Origin of the sequence: Ferruginibacter sp., from assembly GCF_014377975.1 — a bacterium.
Lineage (GTDB): Bacteria > Bacteroidota > Bacteroidia > Chitinophagales > Chitinophagaceae > Ferruginibacter.
Genome location: NZ_JACMOO010000026.1, coordinates 1 through 21,017, shown reverse-complemented (window position 1 = coordinate 21,017; position 21,017 = coordinate 1). Strand labels below are relative to the sequence as shown.

Genomic DNA, 21,017 nt, shown 5'->3' with positions numbered 1-21,017 from the left:
GTCATATGACAGCAATCCTTCATTATTGGCAAAATACATAATTCCGTTTTTATCCTGCCGAATATCCCAATTCTGCAAACCAGCACTGTAGTTCTGTTTGGAATAATTGATTATATCCGGTAAGCCAACGGTATTTTGACAAAAGGCGGAGAATGGCAAAAAAATAAACAAAAGTATTTTCTTCATTTCAGCGAACATCTTTTAAAAGATGAAGGTATTAAAAATTGATTGATGTATTAAGGTAATAGCGGATGAAGTAGTTATGAAGTAGCTAATTCGGTATAAATTAACTTAAAGCACAATGCATGAAGTAGTAATGAAGTGGGTATTTAGACTACAAATGAAGTAGACTGCCGTAGTTTTACTGAACGATTTTTTATTGTTTACATACCTCTAAAACGATTGCTTTTATGAAATTAAAATTGAGACTTTTATGTGTTGGTATTTTTTTAGGAAGCTTTCTTCAACAAACCCTGGCGCAAAATATTATAGTAGCAGGGAAAGTGAAGAGCAAAACTACCAGCGAAGCATTGGCAAGGGCCACCGTATTAATTAAAGGAACTTCCACCTCAACTGTTACAGATGAAAATGGTAATTTTCAGATTTCCATTCAAAAAGGCGGGACACTGGTGGTTACTTCCGTTGGCTTTTTATCCAGCAATTACGTCGTTAAAAAACCAGGCGATGTGTTGATTTTGATGGATGACAGAAATAAACAAATGGAGGAAGTAATAGTGATTGGCTATGGCACCCAAAAAGTAACCAAAGTATCAGGAGCAATTTCTACCATTAAAACGGATGCCATTGAAAAAGCAAGTCCAGTTAGGGTTGAAGATGCCATCCAGGGACGGGCTTCAGGCGTTACGATTGTGCAAAGTGGATCTCCGGGCGTAAAGCCCACATTGTTTGTAAGGGGGATACCTTCCTACAATGGTTCAGATCCCCTGGTGGTGGTGGATGGCTCTATACAAACTCTTGACGATTTGAATGCTATTAATCCTTCCGATGTAGAAAGTATCAATATATTAAAAGATGCTGCAGCTACTGCTATTTATGGCGTTAGTGGTGGTAATGGAGTAATAGTGCTTACCACTAAATCGGGCAAAAAGAACCAAAAAACGCAGTTCTCCATTTCGAGTAGTGCTGGTTTGCAAAAGGTGGCCAACAACATCCCGGTTTTAAATGCTACCCAATATGCTGCTATGTTAAATGAAGGAAGTACTACATCCGGTGAGGGCATTATTTTTCCCGATATCAGTAAACTGGGCGTAGGTACCAACTGGCAGGATCAGATATTTAAAACTGCTCCAATACAATCACATAGCATTTCTGCCAGCGGCGGCTCTGATAAAATGACCTATTTTCTATCTGGCGGTTACAACGACCAGGCAGGTATTTTGGGTGGAATTGATAAATCGAATTTTGGTAGGACCAATTTCACAGCCAATCTGAGTTTTCAATTAACACCTAAATTAAAGTTTGTTGTAAATGCAACGGAAGTCTTGCTTTCATCAAAGGGTGTGAAAGAAGGAACCTGGAATGGTATTATTGGGGAAGCACTAAATTTTGATCCAACCGTTTCTGTTTATAATACAGTGCCCGGCACTATCGGAAATTACGGATACAGCACCCTGATTAAAAAAGAAGTGCATAATCCGCTTACTGACCTGCAAAATACGTATAACCAAAATAATGGCAATAAGCAATATGGAAAATTTGAATTTCAATACGACGCATTAAAAAACCTGAAAATCACATCAAGGTTTGGGTATACCAATTATATAGATAATGTAAAAACATTTAATCCACTTGTGTTTTATGGTATTAATAACGACGACAATTCTTTGGATGAAACTGGTTCCGCTACGATAAAAGGTATTTTACACCATAACTCGGTTTCATCTCTTCGTAACAATTATTTTACGTGGAACTGGGAAACGTTTGCCAATTACAATTTTGATATAAATAAGGATCATCATTTTGAAACTACGGCGGGTATGGCTTTAGGCCAGTCTTCGCAAAACCACTTGGGAGCTTCCAGGCAGGATGTACCTTTCAATTCATGGACCTATGCCAGCTTACAGGCTGCAACAGGTATAAATTCTTCTACCAATACTACTGCCAACTCAGGGTATTACTACGGTTCTTATTCAAGAAATGTTTCCTTTTTTGCAAGGGCCAACTACGATTACCAAAATAAATACCTGCTATCGGCAAGCATTCGCAGGGATGGCTATTCCGAATTTCAGCCTGCCAAAAAATATGGCAACTTTTATGCAGGTTCCGTAGGCTGGGTGGTTTCAAAAGAAGATTTCTTCCGTTCAACGTTCATCAACTTCTTAAAAATAAGGGCCAGTTATGGAAGTGTTGGCAGTAACGCAGGTGCCTCGCTGCAAACTACCACCATCGCTACCGGAGGTACCTATAACAATATTGGTAACAATAACGGATATTACTTTAATGGTGCGTTTTACCCCGGTTCCAGCATTGGCGGCCAGGGCAACCCGTTATTGCTGGGTTGGGAAACAGATGCACAAACCAATGCAGGTTTTGATATGACCTTCTTTAAAAACAAGTTTACCCTTAATGCAGATTATTTTCAAAAGAATGTTTCTAACCTGATTTTTACTGGTGCCCAGGCACTGTATGTAGGCACGGTGCCGGCACCCACATCTAATGTAGGAGCTACCAAAACAACGGGTTTAGATGTTACTTTAGGATATAGTGACAGGATTGGTAAAAAATTGGGCATTAATACGGCACTCAATTTTACTGCTTTTAAAAGCCTGGTAACCGCTACCAGTTTTGATGGTACGGCAAAAATACCGGGTGGTTATTATTTTAACGGGCAAAACCAAAGCGTAACTGTTTTTGAGAAAGGTCAGGCGCCGGGATATTTTTACGGTTACAAAACTGCGGGTCTTTTTCAAACGGCTGATGAGGTAGCCAAATCGCCCCAGCAGGCAGGTGCACAACCCGGTGATATAAAATATGCAGATGTGAATGGAGATGGTGTGATCAACAGCAAAGACCAAACTAAAATAGGTAACCCCTTTCCAAAATTTGTATTGGGTTGGAACATCGGTTTAGACTTTATGAACTTTGATTTTACAGTCTTCACGTATGTCTCTTACGGCAACGATATTTACAGGGCTTATGAAAGAAATGCCAACTTCACCAATAAATTCAGTGGTGTGCTTAACCGTTGGACAGGCCCTAACACCACCACCGATGCACGGTATCCCAGATATACTTTTACGGACGCAAACAACAATGCCAGGGTTTCTGACAGGTTTGTAGAAGATGGATCATTTATAAAGATCAAAAATCTGCAATTGGGATACACTTTTCCTAAGACAATATTAAAAGGGATGTTCTCCAAAATACGATGGTACATAGCGGTGAAAAATGCTTTTACTTTCACCAAATACAGCGGATATGACCCGGAAATTTCAGGCGGTATTTTAGGCTCGTGTGTTGATTTAGGTACTTACCCGCTGCCACGCACTTTTTTAACAGGTTTCGACCTTAGATTTTAAGACTATTTATCATCACCAACAAATCAAATTTTTCTATATGATAAAATATTTGAAAATAACAGGAGCTATTGCCATGCTGGCTTTAATGGCATCCTGCAAAAAATACCTTGATAAAACGGCCGCAGATAATTATCAGATTACAGATAAAAATTATTTGCTTACCGAAAGTGATTACCGCACTCAACAAGTAAGTGTTTATACACCCTTGCAATGGTTGAACTTGTTGGTACCAATAGGCGACATTGCATCCGATAATTCGGTTACAGGCGGCGAAAGCGCATCGGATGTGCTTGATTTGCAACAGATAGATAAGTACACCCAAACACCGGTGAATGGCATTTTATCTAACCTTTGGCAGTATGCCTACGAAGGGGTAAACAGGGCCAACTATTTAACCCAATACTACGCCACCAACCCGGCAGGCCAAAGCATTGGTTTTGTTGGTAAAGATGCTATGTATGGCGAAGTATATTTTTTAAGGGCGTATTATTATTTTACGCTTACCAAAATGTTTGGTGATGTGCCTTTGGTTACCGATAAACGTTTGGATATTTCTGCCACTGGCACGCTTAAACGTACCTCAAAAGCCAACGTATATCTTGCTATTGAAAACGATCTTAAAGCTGCCATAGGCGTATTACCGATTGTGCAATCGCAAACCGGACGTGCCACTAAATTTGCAGCTTTGGCGTTATTGGGCAAAGTTTACCTGTACCAAAAAAAATACGATTCTGCCGCAGCTGTTTTACAAAATGTTATCAGCTCAAACTCTTTTAGTCTGATAAGCGATTTCAATGCAATTTTTGAGAAATCGGGTGAAAATGGTGTTGAATCAGTATTTGAAATACAATATTCAAGTGATGGCGCCAATTCCTATACCTCGGCAGATCCTGCTCAGGGTCCTGGTAACTACGCCGTGCAACTTTGCGGGGTTAGAGAATTAGCCGCAAAGAGTACTTCAATGCCTTATGCCTCGGGATATAGCATCAATCTGCCCACACAAAATTTAGCTTCCGCATACGCAGCCGGCGATCAGCGCAAAGCAGTTACCTGTTTTGATGTTGCCGCTTATACTGCTGCCAACCCGGCTTACGGTATTTCGTTTTTAACCGCACCGTACGAAAACACCGGCTTGTATAATAAAAAATATCTGCCGCATGCAGGACAAACCAATACAAGCGGCGGTGCTTTTCAATTGAACTATAAAAATAATTACCGCACCATTCGTTATGCAGATGTATTGTTGATGGCTGCAGAAGCCAACAACCAAAAAAGTTCGCCCGACGATGTTGCAGCGCAAACTTATCTAAATTTAGTAAGGCGACGGGCTTTCGGCGATAATGAGCATGATATTTCCTTAACAGGCAACAACCTGTATACTACTATTTTGAATGAAAGAAAACTGGAGCTTGCTATGGAAGGGGAACGTTTTTTTGATTTGGTACGCACCGGGCAAGCCGCTGCTACGTTGGGGTCTTTGGGCTTTGTAACCGGGAAAAATGAATTGTTTCCTATACCTAACATAGAAATATCACTTTCAGGGCTAACACAAAACCCAGGGTATTAAATTTTAACTATTAAAAATTGAATCATGAAAATTTTAAAATATTTTTTCAGCATAACGTTGCTGCTCTGCGTTTTGGCAGGTTGTAAAAAAGATTTATCTAATGATACTTCTTTTGCTTCCAAAGCCCCGGCCAGCGCCAAATTATCCGTTCTTTTCGACATCACTCAGGATAATACAGGCCTGGTAAGCATTACCCCCAATGGCGAAGGTGCAATAAATTACGATATTTATTATGGCGACACCGCTACCACACCAATTAAAATAGCAGCCGGTAAAAATACCACCCATACCTACACTGAAGGGGTGTACAATGTAAAAATTGTTGGTTACAATATAGCAGGTAAAACCACAGAAGCTACACAGCCGTTAACCGTTTCTTTTAAGGCACCAGAAAATTTAAAAGTAACCGTTACAACCAATATATTAACTGTAAATATTGCAGCTTCGGCCATATACGAAACACTTTTTAAAGTATATTATGGTGATTCCAGCACAGCATCCCCGGTTCCATTTACGCCGTTTTTAGAAGGCCAGACAGTAACCCACACCTATGCTTCAGCGGGTACTTATATTATAAAAGTAGTAGCATTAAGTGGTGGTGCTGCAACTACAACCTATTTGGATACCATCAAAGTGGCAAAACAATTAGACTTACCGGTTAGCTTTGACGATGCCAATGTGGATTATTCATTATTAGATTTTGGTGGTAATTCTTCGGCCGTTGCCGTTGACCCGGCCAGCAGTACCAACAAGGTGATGAAAGTTGTTAAAACCGCGGGTGCCCAGGTTTGGGGCGGAACTACTTTGGGCGGAACGATTGGTTTTGCAAGCCATATACCCATTGCAGCAGGTAATACTAGGATGAGTATCATGGTATATTCTCCCGCTGCCGGGCTTGATATTAAATTAAAAATTGAAGACCATACCGATCCTACCCATTCTGTTGAAACGGATATAAAAACAACAGTGGCAAACCAATGGGAAACACTGGTATTTGATTTTAAAAACCAGGCCCCTGGTACTGCCGCTTTAAACCTTGCATACATATTTGACAAAGCCTCTGTGTTTTTCGACTTTGGTACCGCAGGCAGTGGAAAGATTTTTTATGCAGATGACCTGAAAATGGCGCCACCATCTCTGGCACAAATCAATTTACCGGTTACCTTCGACGATGTTAAAACCGATTATACCGTTACTGATTTCGGGGGAAATTTATCAGCCGTTACTGTAGACCCAATGAACAGTGGCAACAACGTAATGAAGTCTATTAAAACCTCCGGAGCACAGTCATGGGCGGGTACTACCGTTGGAACCGGATCTGGTTTTGCATCCGTAATTCCGGTTAGTGCAAGCGCAACAAAGATGAGTATGAGAATTTATTCACCGGCGGCAGGATTGGATATTAAATTGAAAATTGAAGAGCATACCGACGGCACTCATTCTGTTGAGACAGATACCAAAACCACCGTAGCAAACCAGTGGGAAACGCTGACTTTTGATTTTAGCAATCCTGCCGCAGGCACAAGCGCATGGAACACTGCATTTAAATACGATAAGGCGTCGCTGTTTTTCGATTTCGGAAATAGTGGCAACGGGAAAGCTTATTATTTTGATAATCTGCAAATGGCAAAAGCAGTTGTCATTTTAAAGCAAATCAACTTACCGGTTACATTTGACGATGCAACAGTGGATTATTCGGTTACAGATTTCGGAAGCAATCAATCATCAGTTGCAACCGATCCAGTCAACAGCAGCAATATGGTAATGAAATCAATTAAAACAACCGGAGCCCAATCCTGGGCAGGAACTACCATTGGTACTGCATTGGGCTTTTCGGCTAAAATTCCTGTTACGGCCAGCGCCACAAAAATGAGTGTTAAAGTGTATTCGCCTGCTGCGGGAATTGATATTAAATTGAAAATTGAAGACCACAACGAAGGCACTCATTCGGTTGAAACAGACACAAAAACAACAGTAGCAAATCAATGGGAAACGCTGGTTTTTGATTTTAGCGCCCCAGCTGCGGGCACAAGTGCCTGGAACGCTGCCTATAATTACGACAAAGCGTCCATATTTTTTGATTTTGGCAATGCGGGGGATGGCAGAACCTACTATTTTGATGATGTGAAATTTGTTTCTTCCGGTGGTGGCGGCGGTAGTTTGTCTCAGATAAATTTACCCGTAACATTTGAAGATGCAACCGTGGACTATACGGTTAGTGACTTTGGAAGCAATATGACCGTGGCGGCAAAAGATCCGGTCAGTAGCAGCAACAACGTAAAGATGACTACAAAACCTGCAGGTGCCCAAAGCTGGGCTGGAACAACCATTGGTACGGCGCTTGGCTTTGCAACTGTTATCCCCGTAACCGCCAGCCGCTCAAAAATGAGTGTACGGGTTTACTCACCTTCCGCTGATCTGGTTATCAAATTAAAAATTGAAGATCACAATGATCCTACCCATTCGGTAGAAACAGATGTGAAATCAACGTTAGCCAATCAATGGGAAATACTTGTGTTTGATTTTAGTACACCTGCCGCCGGCACGGCTGCATGGAATGCTGGTTTTACCTACGACAAAGCTTCTATATTTTTCGATTTCGGAAAAGCCGGAAGCGGGTTGATATTCTACTGGGACGACGTGAAATTTCTTTAACAACAAAACTTAATGCAATGACAACCAACATAAAATCAATAACAATCATTTTACTCGCAGCCATGTTTACATTTACTGCCTGTAAAAAAACAGAGTATGCATTCGGCACATTAAAAACGCCCACCAACCTGGCAATAACGGCTGCTATTGCCGGAACTGGTGCCAATAGTCCAAACGGCGACGGCTCGGGAACGGTGGTTATTACTACTACTGCTAAGGATGCCATTACCTATAAAATAGACTTTGGAGATGGAACTTCCAAGTTGGTACCTTCCGGTAGTGTTACGTATAAATATTCCAATCCGGGTACAACAGATTTCACGATTACCATCAATGCAATTGGTACCGGCGGGGTAATTTCTACCATTAGTAAAAAGATAACCGTATTTGTGGCTTTTGTAATACCACCCGAAATTGTTGCGGCATTAACAAACAACGCTTCAAGAACCTGGGTTACGGATAAAGATGCTCCGGGACATGTAGGTGTAGGGGCGAATAGTGTCTTTACACCCAACTATTATTCAGCTGATCCCAATTCGAGAGCGGCTTGTTTATACGATGATGAAATTACTTTTACAGAAGACACCAACGGAAATATTTTTATTAACGTTGACAACAAAGGCCAGTCTTTTTTGATAGCTGCATCCACCACTTTTTACGGAGTAAACGGAGGTGATAATTGCTATGATATTAATACGGGTGGTGTAAGGAAGTTGTCTTTTATGAACGCTACTTCTGCGTCCACGCCGGATATATCTACCAGGATACAATTTATGGTACCTGGTAATGGCATTATCAATTTTGCAACCGGTGGCAACACATACGAAATTTTATCTGCATCCGCAACCAACATTAGTTTACGCAACATAGGCATTGATGGAAATGCCTGGTATCAAAAATTAAAAGCTAAATAACAGCAATATGAAAAATTTAAAAAGTACGGTAACATTATTAATCCTGTTTTTTGTGCTGGCTAGTTATAAAAAAGCCGGCGCTGACAGCGCAACTAAAACGCCTCCATCCAATCTTGCAATTACTGCAATTGTGAGTGCTGATGGTACTGGCAAAGTAAATTTTACTGCTACAGCAGAAAATGCAATTTCCTATGCATACGAGTTTGGTAATGGAGATATAAAAACCGTAGGTTCAGGTGCAATCAATTATCAATATGCCGCAAGTGGAACCAATACTTATACGGTTACAGTTACAGCAACCAGCAATTCGTCACTTACTGTAAAAAAGTCAATTGATGTAACGGTAACAGTAACTGCTGTAGTTCCTGTGCTCTTCTGGTCGGAGGAGTTTAATACAGATGGTGCGCCTGACCCTGCAAAGTGGGGCTACGACCTGGGGACAGGTAGCAATGGCTGGGGAAATGCAGAACTGGAATACTACACCAACCGGCCGGAAAATGCGGTGGTACAAGGTGGTGTTTTAAAAATAAATGCCCTGAAAGAAAATTACAATGGCAGTGCCTACACTTCTGCAAGGCTACTTTCCAAAGGAAAATTTTCCTTTACTTATGGCAGGGTAGAGATACGGGCTAAACTGCCGGCGGGTGTTGGATCCTGGCCTGCCGCGTGGATGCTGGGAAGTGATGTAGATACCAACCCATGGCCAGCCTGTGGAGAGATAGATATTATGGAACACCTGGGTCGAACCTTAAATACAATTTATGGTACACTTCATTACCCGGGGCGGTCGGGTGGTAATGCCGATGGCAGTACTACTGTTATTGCGGATGCTACTACAGCATTTCATGTGTATACCTTGGATTGGTCGGCTGCAGCTATTAAAATTTATGTGGATGGAATATTATACCATACCACTATCAACAGCAGCAGTATTCCTTTTAACCATGACTTCTTTTTTATTTTAGATGTTGCAATGGGTGGTGGCTTTGGCGGAGCTGTTGATCCGGCAGTTACCAATGCAACCATGGAAGTAGATTACATAAGGGTATACAAATAGCATTACAATAAAACATAAAAAAGGGTGATTGAATTTACCCTTTTTTACCCGGTTAATCATCGTTAAATATTGTTTTAAAACTGGGATATAAAAATTGTGGTCAAAGGGTTTAGCGGTTATTACTGTGCAAATCATTGTTAAAAAATATACCACCAGAAAGCTGTAATAACAATGGATTGTTTATTAGAAAACTCTTTTAACGATTGTACAATATTGTACCAATAGAAATGGATGCCCGATTAACGGGCAGCAAAAAATATAAAAGCATTACCGAAAAAGCAAAAAAAGCCCCGCGTAAAATTTTTACAAAGCCTGTGGCAAACAGGGATAGGAGCGTAGGGCAGACCTTGCTTTTTCGGAGTAATGAATAAAAATGAGGGTCTTTATTATTCTGTTTTTTATCCATTTTGATACTTGTGCTCACCTCTGCAATATCAACCAAAACAAAAGTAGGCTCTGGTAGAGAGCAATCTGCCATTAATTATAATCGACCCTAAAAATAAAACAGGTAATTAAGAATTATTCTTCATCCTAAATTACCCGTTACATCAAAAACGGGCAGGCAAAAATTAACTACTAAATCTAAAGCAAAAGTTTTTTAGAAGCATATAGGCAACAGAGTACGATGAAAGTACTAGCCCACAGGTATGAACTTTATCCTACGCAGATTATTACCACCAGGCAGGCAGCACTAACTAATATGACAAGTATTTTTGGCTCCGGGAAGTTGGGGTTCCAGCCTTTATAGTCAGGAGAATCTTGGTATAATGCAGCGGCTGAAATAAAATATTTAAAACACCTTTTAACGGTATACGTCGTTTAAATATTCGGTAGTAAAATCAAGGCATTCCAATTATTCGCAAACGCTTAGTTCGGATCATGAAGTCAATGCGATGGCAAATACTGTTCCGTTAGAAAAGTACCAGTGATCCCGATACACAAAACCGCGTATAGTAAGCAAGTGGTTGATGAATCAATATAACAATACGGTTGTCCGGAGATATTTAATACTGATCAGGATAGCCAATTTACCAGGTAAATATCAGATCATTGCACATGATCTGATAAATGAAATGGTTGGTTATGAAGTTTGTCCAATGCGGGCTGTTACAATGTAAAACTGATTTTTGTAAGTATTGATAAATAATCAGCAAGCAGCATTTTAGTTTTTATTTTACTCTATATTTAGTCATGCGAAAAATATTACCCTTATTACTTGTTATAAACTTATCAGCATTTAATTGCATTGCACAATTTTATATTGAACCTGTTATCGGCTACCAGATTGATATGAATCAAAGCGGGTTTAACCAAATTAACAGCGCGGTACAATTCACTTTTAAAAAAAGCAGTGGCTACGAATTTATTTTATTGGTACAAAAAAGCTGGGCGCTTTCGCATGTATCCAACGATTCTGCCTTTACGGCAAATCCCCTTCTGCCCTTATATACCGCCGCACAAAAAACTATCCTTCCCGGATCATTTTCTTTTTCAGCCGGTCATCGCATTGTACTGGCGGGTAAAAACAGTGTCAATAAATTATCATTGCTGATAAATACGGGCCTCACAGCTCAACAAATAAAAGTTAGTTACCGGTACGATAAAAATAATTACACCCTTTTAAATCCGGATGAAACGCAGAATAAGTTGAGTATTTTTATTAGTGGGGGAGTAGAGTATATGCGGTTGCTGAAGAGTGGCAGGTTATTTTTTCAAATAAATGTTTCTTCACCACCGGCTGGCAGGGCATTTAAATATCCGTCTTCCTTTCAGTTGATGGCTCCCATAAATCTCAGTGCAGGTTACTCTATTCCTATTAAAAAAAAGTAAAATGATAAAGGGAAATTTTAAAACGATGTTCTATTTTTTGTTGGCGTTTTTTTTACTGACAGGATGTAGCAGAAATGATACCCGGTATTTTGCTGATGCAGAAGACCAGGGAATAGCTATTTTTTCAAGTACCGGTAATAATCTTTTATCCTGCTTTATAGATGGCAAACCATGGCGTACTGTATCAAGAACCACCGGAAGTTTTACATATTATAGGACCAACTATGAAGTAGATATTTTTAAACAGGTAACCGGCACCCTAAAAGACACGCTGGTAATAAGCTGGATGGGTTATTTTGAGGGCAACACTATTATGACTAATTCTTTTAGCCTCCATCTTGCAGTTGAACCTGGTTTTGGTTATAAAGATTTAAATTTATTGCAAGGGCAACGGCTTACAATAGACACTGCTTTCAACTATTTTTCCTTTACTGTCAATGGTTTTAATTCAAAAGGTACGGGCCATATTTATTTTCATTCTATCAGGCTAGATTCAATGGGCCTCGGTATGTATAGTGGCTCAATGTCAGGCTTGCTGGATGCGGATTTTAATACTTCTAAAATAACAAGGGGAAGGTTTGATCATTGGATTGCACCGGATCAGGTTCATTTTTAAACAGCCAGGTTGCACAGCAGAGGCTACAACTTTTAAAAGGTGTAACTTCTGCTGTGAGCGTACGCATCAATCGAAATTTGTACATTCCCCGTAATGAGTTACAAAAAACAGTCTTCATGCCATCAATAAAAATATTTCATGCAAAAAATTATCGTGTCCTTGCTGTTGAGTTTTATTTTAACGCAGGGGTTTGCTCAGCAGGAAAAAAGTTTATCAACTTATTTATCCTTCCAGGTAACACCCGCACTTCACGACCAGACATTGGGCAATAACCCGCTGGGTATGGGGCTGGGGTTACAGACTTTTTTTAATGTAAGTTCAAAATTTAAGCCCACTGCTGAAATTACGGGTGATATTTATTTTCCTCATGATGATGTCTTTAGGATGAATGGCGACGGTACCGCAAAGCTGGAAGTGCCATCAATGGTTAATCTTCTGGCAGGAGCCGAATTTGCACCCGCTAAAAATATATACGTATCCCTTGTTGCCGGCCCTTCTTTCATCAATGGCCAAACTTTGCTTGCCATGAAGCCTTCGCTTGGATTTTACTTTTCCAGCAAACAACGCTGGACGGGAAATATTGCTTACATCAATGTGTTTAACCGGGGAAATGTAGTAAAGGAAAATTTTACTTCAGTAAGTTTAGCTATTGGTGTGAAACTTTTTTAAGAGTGTTGATTGTTGGGTTTTATTTAATTCTTTCTATCTCCGAAATATGCTGTCCTAAAAGCATTGTACAATGTAAAAATTTACATTGTATAAATACGTTACCAGTGAGCCTTTAGAATAATAGTTTGAAATTTTGTGAATGCTTGCAGACACCATGCAGGGATAGGCGATAACAGGGTAGTACAAATTATTCACCCCGTAACAAAAGCCGGTTGAAAAGTTTAATCTGAAGATAATAACTAAAAGCCAAATTATAAATGTACGTAACTGCAGCTGATAGATACGTCTGAGGATGTACAAAGCTGTTGCCGTGGAATGGAAGATCATTTGAGATAAGCCTGCAAAGCGAACAGGCTGCCGTTCTGCAGGGTTATAATGTATTTTGTATTGGTTGTTTTGGCAAATGTACCTCATCAATGCTACAGTAATCAACCATTGCGTTTACATCTTACTAACATCGTTTTTAAGTAACTTCACCTTACTTTGTTGTGCAATGGCCACAAGTATCAATTATGCTGCATTTAAAAGAGATAAGTAAAAAAATAATTAAAGGCGATTTTAGCAGCCTGCTTCATTTTGGCAATGGTAACAAAAACGTGCATCCTGCGGAAGTTACTAAAATGCTGGCATCGGTGCCGGATGAGAATGCAGTACAGGCTTTCAGGTCGTTACCCACCAGTACGCAAACAAAAGTTTTCCCATACCTGGATATCCTGCTACAAAAAAAAATAATACAGAAACTAACCAAACCAAGAGCTTCTTTTATTTTAAATGAGCTAATATCCGATGATCGTATTAGTTTTTATTCGTCGTTGAAAGGAGTGGAACGTTCTACCTGGTTGGCATTACTGAATGAAAAAAATAAGGATGCGGTGCATGATATCCTGGGCTATCCTGAAAACAGTGTGGCCCGGCTTATTAATACAGATTTTGCTACTATTGTACCGGAAATAACTATTGCTGAAGCGAATGAATATTTAAGAAAAAACCATAAGGACAGCGAAGCTGCGAATGTAATTTATGTAGTGGATAAAGAGGGTAAGCTGGTAGATGATATTCCGGTCAGGCGTTTTGTGCTGAATGATCCTGAAAAAAAAGTGGCGGATATTTTAGATGGCTTTTGTGTAAGTCTTAAAATGACAGACACTAAAGAAGATGCAGTGGCAAAGTTTAAAGAGTATGACAGGATAGTGTTACCCGTTACCAATGCAGATAATTTATTGCTGGGTGTATTAACCGTAGATGATGTGCTGGATGTGGCAGAACAAAGAGACACCAAGGAAATTCAAAACTTTGGTGGTGTGGAAGGGCTGGATTATCCCTATGTAAAAACGGCTTTTTTTTCGCTTATAAAAAAAAGAGCTACCTGGTTAATTGTTTTATTTGTCGGCGAAATGCTTACCGCAACGGCGATGGGTTATTTTGATGCCGAAATTTCCAAAGCGGTTGTACTGGCGTTATTTGTACCGCTTATTATTTCAAGCGGCGGTAACTGCGGCTCCCAGGCGGCAACCCTTATAATCCGTGCAATGGCATTAAAGGAACTTACTGTAAAAGACTGGTGGTTTGTAATGCGGCGTGAAATTTTATCGGGTCTTACCCTCGGTTTTATTTTAGGTACCATTGGTTTTGTACGCATTACCATTTGGCAAAACCTGCATTTTTACGATTACGGTCAGCATTGGTTTTTATTGGCGCTCACCATTTTCTTCTCATTAATCGGTATTGTAATGTGGGGTACCTTAAGCGGGTCAATGATACCGATTGTGTTAAAAAGGTGTAAGCTTGATCCTGCTACATCCTCTGCACCGTTGGTAGCAACATTGGTGGATGTTACAGGGCTGGTTATTTATTTTAGCATTGCTGCCATTATTTTGAAAGGCACTATTTTATAAAAATACAGCAATCATTTTTTAGTTATTTTATCAATCAACATGGCACACAATCATTCAGATCATTCTCATGCAGGGCACAGTCACAGTCATGTGCCGGAAATTACCAGCATCAACAAAGCCTTTATAGTTGGCATTGTTTTAAACTTAGCGTATGTTATTATCCAGGTAGGCATTGGTTTAAAAATAAATTCTTTGTCTCTGCTGTCAGATGCAGGCCATAATTTTTTAGATGTGGCGGCCCTTGCTCTCGCTATGATGGCTTTTAAATTGTCTAAATCAAAATCAACCGATAAATATACTTATGGGTTTAAAAAATCTTCTATTTTAATATCCTTACTCAATGCTGTTATTTTACTGATCTCCATCGGGGCAATAGGATACGAAGCTATTTTTCGTTTTGGTAACCCGCAACCATTGCCGGGTAAAATGATATCCATCGTTGCAGCCATTGGAATTGTAATCAATGGTGTGTCTGCTTTTATGTTTTTCAGGGATAAAGAAAAAGACATCAATGTAAAAGCAGCCTTTGTACATTTGGCCGCAGATGCCTTGGTATCACTGGGTTTAGTGGCAGGCGGACTTATTATTTTCTTTACCCACTGGTACTGGATTGACCCCTTACTTAGCATCATTATTTGCCTGGTAATTATTGCCAGTACCTGGAGTTTATTAAAAAATAGTTTACGGCTTTCATTGGATGGCGTACCCAATACTGTTGACATAAAAATAATAAAAGAAACGGTATTAAAAGAAACGGGGGTTAAAGATTTTCATCACCTGCATGTATGGGCCATTAGTACTACGCAGAACGCGATGACAGGCCATGTAGTGGTTTCAAATGAATTGTCTAATGTGCAGGTCAGCCAGTTGAAACACAAAATAAAACACCAGTTGGAGCACCTCAATATACAGCATGCCACCCTCGAAACAGAAACCGAAACCTGTTCGGAAAAAATTTGTGGCGAAGCGCATCAGCATTAATAAATACTATCGCTGTTAAAGGAAAGCCCTTGCAGGTAACGTGCGCATTCCTCTTTTGTGGGTTTTATTATTCAGTCATTGGCGAATTACAAGATGCTATTTCTTCATTAATATTTTCTTCATAGCAACGTCCTCCAATGGCAGTGTGTTAGCCATGAACCTTGCGTATGACCAGGCAATATTTCGTTAATAAAACACAACCGTTTTGGCCTGCAGCTAAGCCTTTAAAAGGAGGTTGTTAGAATAAAATAAAAAAATCCGATCTCCATTAATTAGCGGTTCAAAACTCGCCCTACGCTATATAGGTATTATCTTTCTAACGAAAAAGATAATACCTGGCCAGGTATGTGGGAAGTATAGGTTTTTTTAGATTAGAAAAATATAACTGCTTTGTACAATTTAGCCCAATGGGCTAAATTGGATTAAATTGTGTTGATTTTTAGGAGTTATTAAGCCCGGCAAAACTCACGAAAAAAAGACATGTCTTTTTCTCTGGATTTAATATGGAAGCATTTTATTTTAAAACGTACAAAAGATTATCATGAAGAAACAATTACAACCCACATACAAAAAAGTGAAAAAAAGTGCGTTGCCATTTATTTTAGTTTTGACATTTTTTGTGTTTTATAGTTCTTGTGAGGCACAGGGTTTTGTAAAAGTTAGCCATACCAATTTTGTAATTAATAAAAACCCTTACTATTATGTAGGAACTAATTTTTGGTATGGAGCCTATTTGGGTGCTGATGCAGCTTATGGCAATCGCTTAAGACTTATAAAAGAGCTGGATCAACTACAAAAAACAGGACTTAAAAATCTGAGGATCGCAGCGGCTTCTGAAGAATCTGATTTTGCTTATCCCTTAAATCCGCCCTTTCAATACAAGGATGGTCATTATAATGAAAAGCTTTTACAAGGGCTTGATTTTCTTTTGTTTGAAATGGCAAAGCGGGATATGCATGCCGTTCTGATCTTAAACAATTATTGGGAATGGACCGGAGGGATGAGCGAATATGTTTTCTGGGCAATGGGTCAAAATATTCCAGACCCCACAAAGAGTGCAAATGTTTCCTGGGATGATTTCATGAATTACTCCGCCAGTTTTTATCAGCTAAAAGATGCACAAAACAGGTACCGAAAATTCATCAGTATGCTGGTAAACAGGGTAAATGTATATACGAAAAAGCCTTACAAAAAAGACCCGGCAATTATGACCTGGGAACTTGCTAATGAACCTCGGCCTTCTAAACAAGGTACCGCCGGAGAAAGCATGGCGATTTTTAGTAAATGGGTAGATGAAACAGCTTCTTTTATCCATGCCATTGATCCCAATCATTTGGTAACAACGGGCAGTGAGGGATATATGGGAACATTAAACAGCTGGGCCTACACCCGACAGGCACACCAGAGTAAGTTTATTGATTATGTGACCATACATTTATGGCCAAAAAATTGGGGCTGGTACAAGGCAGTTGATCCTGCCACTATGGAGGCAACTAAAATAAACACATTGGAGTATATAAATGGAGGCATAAAAACTGCCCGTGAACTAAATAAACCTTTAGTGCTTGAAGAATTTGGTTTTGTGCGTGACGGTGAAAAATACGAACCGGAAACTACGGTTGCTGCAAGAGATGAATTTTACCAATTTGTTTTTCAACTCGTACAAGATTCCATAAAAGCAAAAAGTACCCTGGCAGGAGTTAATTTTTGGGGTTGGGGTGGCGAAGGCCGGGCAATGCATGCCAATCATCAATGGATGATTGGCGATACTTCGTATGTAGGCGATCCATATTCTGAACCACAGGGATTAAATTCAATTTATAATACCGATAGCAGCACCCTGAAAATTATTTCTACATATGCAAAGGAATTAGAGAAACTATCTTCTCATACAAACCAAAAAAGAAACAGATAATTCAATTTGATAAAATCGCTTATCCAGAGCCTATTTATAAATATTGAAGCAAAAAATGACTTAAAAAAAACTAGTTTAATATTTTTCCCTTGCTTTATTCTTTACTAAAATTTATGATCAATAAAAAGCAAAAAATGCAGCGGATAAAATTTTTAGTACTTTATATATTATGTATATTTTGTGGCTTCTTAATTAAATTCAACATAAGTTATGGGCAAGTTTTTGTTGTAAAAAAAGGATACAATATTGTTGACTATGGAGCTATAGCAGATGGAAAAAGCCTGAATACACTTTTTATTCAGGCTGCCATTGATGCAGCAGGTAAAGAAGGCGGCGGAAAAGTAATTTTTCCAAAGGGTATATTCTTATCCGGAAGTATTGAAATGAAAAGCGATGTGGATATTTATCTCGAAGAGGGTTCGGTTCTTTTAGGAAGTACTAATCCGGATGATTACAAACCCATGGAAACTGAGGGGAGGCCCGTTTCTCCAAAAAATGACGATAACTCACAACTGGCATTGTTATTAGCGCATAAGGTTCATAATATATCTCTTTCCGGAAAAGGTTTGATAGATGGGCAGGGACTGGCGTTGGCATTAAACATTGATAGTTTGCACCATGCTGGTATTCGCATTGACCCCAACTATAGCATTAGAAACATGCGGCCCAGTGAAACAGTGCGTCCAAAGTTGTTACGATTTTCCGAATGTAACCAGATAAAAGTTTCGGATCTTAAAATTAAAAACGGAGCCTGCTGGGGATTGTCGTTTGAGTTATGTTCCTATCTCTCGATTAATAATATATCTCTTACCAACCGTGCCTATTGGAACAATGATGGTATGGATATTACAGATTGCCGCAATGTTGGTATAACCAATTGTAACATTAATTCGGGCGATGATGGAATCTGCTTAAAATCCTATTATCCCGGTTATTGTAATGATAGTATTTATATAGCCAACTGTACCATACGTTCCAGCGCCAGCGCTATTAAATTTGGTACAGCATCTTATGGCGGATTTAAAAACGTTACCATTGAGCACATTAAAATTTTCGACACCTTTCGTTCAGCCATAGCGTTGGAATCAGTAGATGGCGGAACGATTGAAAATATAAACATACGATACATTGATGCAGTGAACACTGGAAATGCCCTTTTCATCCGGTTGGGGCATAGAGATGGGAAAACGCCTGGTGTAGTTAGAAATATCCACATCAAAGATGTGAAAGTACAGGTGCCTTTTGGACGACCCGATATAAATTATGATATGCGTGGGCCGGAAGTTGATTTCTTTCACAACCCTTTTCCATCCTCCATTACAGGTATTCCTGGCCACCAAATTAAAAACCTAGTTTTGGAGAATATAGAAATTGTCTATCCAGGAAGAGCATCAAAAGGAATGGCGTATATTCCATTAAACAGATTAGAACAGGTACCAGAGAAAGAAAAAAAATATCCTGAGTTCAGTATGTTTGGCGAACTTCCGGCATGGGGTTTTTATGTGCGTCATGCAAACGGGCTAAGTTTTAAGAATATTAAATTAACGCTTGCTAAAGCGGATTTTCGTCCAGCTTTTATATTTGACGATGTTGAACACTTAAAAATGGAACAAGTAAAACTGCCGGATGCTGGTAAGCAACAAATTATTCTGTACAAAACAAAAAATGAGCAATTAGATGACAACACGAAGTCTGTTTCTAAAAATTTATAACTATTTTTTTACAGATAATCTTCCCCAAAAAAATTATTCCGGCTTAATACTTTTCACAACTATGGGTAACAATTATTTTTTAAAACATATTAATATCTTAAAGAAATTTTTTGTCTATGCAGGATTATTTTTATTATTTTTCTGCTGTTTTACAATGCTTTTCTCCCAGCAAAATAAATTACAATCTCTTACTTCGCCTATAATTTTTAAAGGAAACGATTCTGTCGCATACAGGGATCCTGCGGTGCTTTATCATAAAAAATTATTTTATCTTTTTTTTACAATGGTTAAAAGCGAAGCCGATGGCAAGGTGTATTCTTACACGGCCATGAGTACCAGTAAAGATTTAAAAAATTGGAGTGATAAAAAGATATTAACCCCACGTGATCAAAACCTGGACTACTCAAGTCCTGGCAATGTCATCCGTTATAAAAACGAATGGATACTTTGTTTGCAAACCTATCCGAGGCCTGGTTACTACAGTAAGGATATGCCTAAATTTGGTACAGGAGACGCAAGGCTCTACATTATGAGGAGTAAAAATCTGATTTCATGGAGCTTGCCGGAATTAATACGGGTAAAAGGAAACGAAATATCGCAGCAGGATATGGGTAGAATGATTGACCCTTATTTGCTGGAAGACAAGGATGAAAAAGGAAAATGGTGGTGTTTCTACAAACAAAACGGAGTAAGTATGAGCACTACCCACGATTTTAAAAACTGGAAATATTTTGGGCATACCGAATCGGGTGAAAATGTTAGTGTGTTAAAAGAAGATGGTATTTACATTCTTTTTCACTCACCAAAAAATGGCATCGCCATTAAGAAGTCAACTGATTTAAAACACTGGGAACAATTTGGAAACCTGATAACCTTAGGTCAAAAAGACTGGCCCTGGGCCAAAGGCAGAATCACCGCAGGAACAGTTATTGATCTAAAAAAAATACCAGGTTATGGTGCTTATGTAATGTTCTTTCATGGTTCCGGCCCATTGACGGAGGAGGCTGGTGATTTTGATAAAAATACTTCCATCGGAATTGCCTGGAGTAGTGATTTGATAAATTGGAACTGGCCGGTTAAAAGGTAAATCAGCTTATTGTATTTTTAAAAAAAGATACACAAACTATCAAGTAGAACAGCTGGTACAGGGTACAGAAAATAGCGGAAACTGACCGATAAGAATACCAGATTAGAATGCTTTTGTGACGACTATGTACGCAATAAATGAACTACACTAAGAGGCTTGTAAAAAAGGTTAACACAGTTAGTATGCGCTTTCCTTTTTGGTGGGTTTTATTATTCATTCATGAGCAAATTAAATGAGGCTATTTTTCCATAATATTGGGGTTCAACAAACACTTTTCTACATTATCCAGATAACTGTATATAAATAAACCAGTCATGCGCCACAAAAGCCTGTGCGTTACCGGCTTCATTTTCGAATGACTAGTAATCGCCGTTATTAAGAAGCTTTTTGCGATAATTAAAATATTTATCAGGTTGCATAAACAAGATTCCCAAAGGTATGCCGGTGAACGGATTGCGACGCAACGACAGACTGTGCAAAAACTAAAATCAAAAAAAAGAGATGACTTACCCACAACTTATCATAAGGTACATCAAAAGCAATAATAACATTGTCTAAGTAATATGAGTTATAAACAAGG

Annotated in this window: 14 protein-coding genes; 13 read left to right on the top strand and 1 reads right to left on the bottom strand. The window is 39.1% G+C overall.

Going from position 1 to position 21,017, the window contains the following annotated elements; translation table 11 throughout:
• Nucleotides 1–186 (bottom strand): hypothetical protein (locus H7254_RS01800; protein ID WP_301931354.1); only part of this gene is annotated, 186 nt, incomplete at its 3' end.
• Between the two features lie 224 nt (nucleotides 187–410).
• Here H7254_RS01800 and H7254_RS01795 point away from each other — a divergent pair.
• The 13 genes from H7254_RS01795 (at nucleotide 411) to H7254_RS01735 (ending at nucleotide 20,437) form a co-directional block, all read left to right on the top strand.
• On the top strand, nucleotides 411–3,539 hold the full coding sequence (locus H7254_RS01795) for a TonB-dependent receptor (protein WP_301931353.1): 3,129 nt from the start codon (nucleotides 411–413) through the stop codon (nucleotides 3,537–3,539).
• A 37-nt stretch (nucleotides 3,540–3,576) separates the two neighbouring features.
• Nucleotides 3,577–5,106, top strand: coding sequence for a RagB/SusD family nutrient uptake outer membrane protein (locus tag H7254_RS01790; protein ID WP_301931352.1), 1,530 nt, complete (start codon nucleotides 3,577–3,579; stop codon nucleotides 5,104–5,106).
• Between the two features lie 24 nt (nucleotides 5,107–5,130).
• Nucleotides 5,131–7,761, top strand: a complete 2,631-nt coding sequence (locus H7254_RS01785) for a hypothetical protein (RefSeq protein ID WP_301931351.1) — start codon at nucleotides 5,131–5,133, stop codon at nucleotides 7,759–7,761.
• A gap of 17 nt (nucleotides 7,762–7,778) precedes the next feature.
• Nucleotides 7,779–8,675 (top strand): PKD domain-containing protein, encoded by an 897-nt coding sequence (locus H7254_RS01780; RefSeq protein WP_301931350.1) that lies wholly within the window; start codon nucleotides 7,779–7,781, stop codon nucleotides 8,673–8,675.
• A gap of 7 nt (nucleotides 8,676–8,682) precedes the next feature.
• Nucleotides 8,683–9,732: a family 16 glycosylhydrolase gene (locus H7254_RS01775; protein ID WP_301931349.1), complete on the top strand. Its 1,050-nt coding sequence runs from the start codon at nucleotides 8,683–8,685 to the stop codon at nucleotides 9,730–9,732.
• Nucleotides 9,733–10,923: 1,191 nt separating this feature from the next.
• Nucleotides 10,924–11,562: a hypothetical protein gene (locus H7254_RS01770; protein WP_301931348.1), complete on the top strand. Its 639-nt coding sequence runs from the start codon at nucleotides 10,924–10,926 to the stop codon at nucleotides 11,560–11,562.
• A gap of 1 nt (nucleotide 11,563) precedes the next feature.
• The gene (locus H7254_RS01765; RefSeq protein ID WP_301931347.1) at nucleotides 11,564–12,178 is read left to right on the top strand and encodes a hypothetical protein; all 615 of its coding nucleotides are present in this window, start codon (nucleotides 11,564–11,566) and stop codon (nucleotides 12,176–12,178) included.
• A 138-nt stretch (nucleotides 12,179–12,316) separates the two neighbouring features.
• Nucleotides 12,317–12,847: a hypothetical protein gene (locus H7254_RS01760; RefSeq protein WP_301931346.1), complete on the top strand. Its 531-nt coding sequence runs from the start codon at nucleotides 12,317–12,319 to the stop codon at nucleotides 12,845–12,847.
• A 512-nt stretch (nucleotides 12,848–13,359) separates the two neighbouring features.
• Entirely contained in the window at nucleotides 13,360–14,742 is a 1,383-nt protein-coding gene (gene mgtE, locus H7254_RS01755; protein WP_301921298.1) for a magnesium transporter, read from the top strand.
• A gap of 39 nt (nucleotides 14,743–14,781) precedes the next feature.
• A complete protein-coding gene (locus tag H7254_RS01750; protein ID WP_301921299.1) occupies nucleotides 14,782–15,723 on the top strand; it encodes a cation diffusion facilitator family transporter in 942 nt (313 codons plus the stop codon).
• A 541-nt stretch (nucleotides 15,724–16,264) separates the two neighbouring features.
• Entirely contained in the window at nucleotides 16,265–17,638 is a 1,374-nt protein-coding gene (locus tag H7254_RS01745) for a cellulase family glycosylhydrolase (protein ID WP_301931345.1), read from the top strand.
• 134 nt (nucleotides 17,639–17,772) lie between these two features.
• Nucleotides 17,773–19,350, top strand: coding sequence for a glycoside hydrolase family 28 protein (locus H7254_RS01740; protein WP_301931343.1), 1,578 nt, complete (start codon nucleotides 17,773–17,775; stop codon nucleotides 19,348–19,350).
• Between the two features lie 154 nt (nucleotides 19,351–19,504).
• The gene (locus H7254_RS01735; protein WP_301931342.1) at nucleotides 19,505–20,437 is read left to right on the top strand and encodes a hypothetical protein; all 933 of its coding nucleotides are present in this window, start codon (nucleotides 19,505–19,507) and stop codon (nucleotides 20,435–20,437) included.
• Nucleotides 20,438–21,017: the final 580 nt, after the last annotated feature.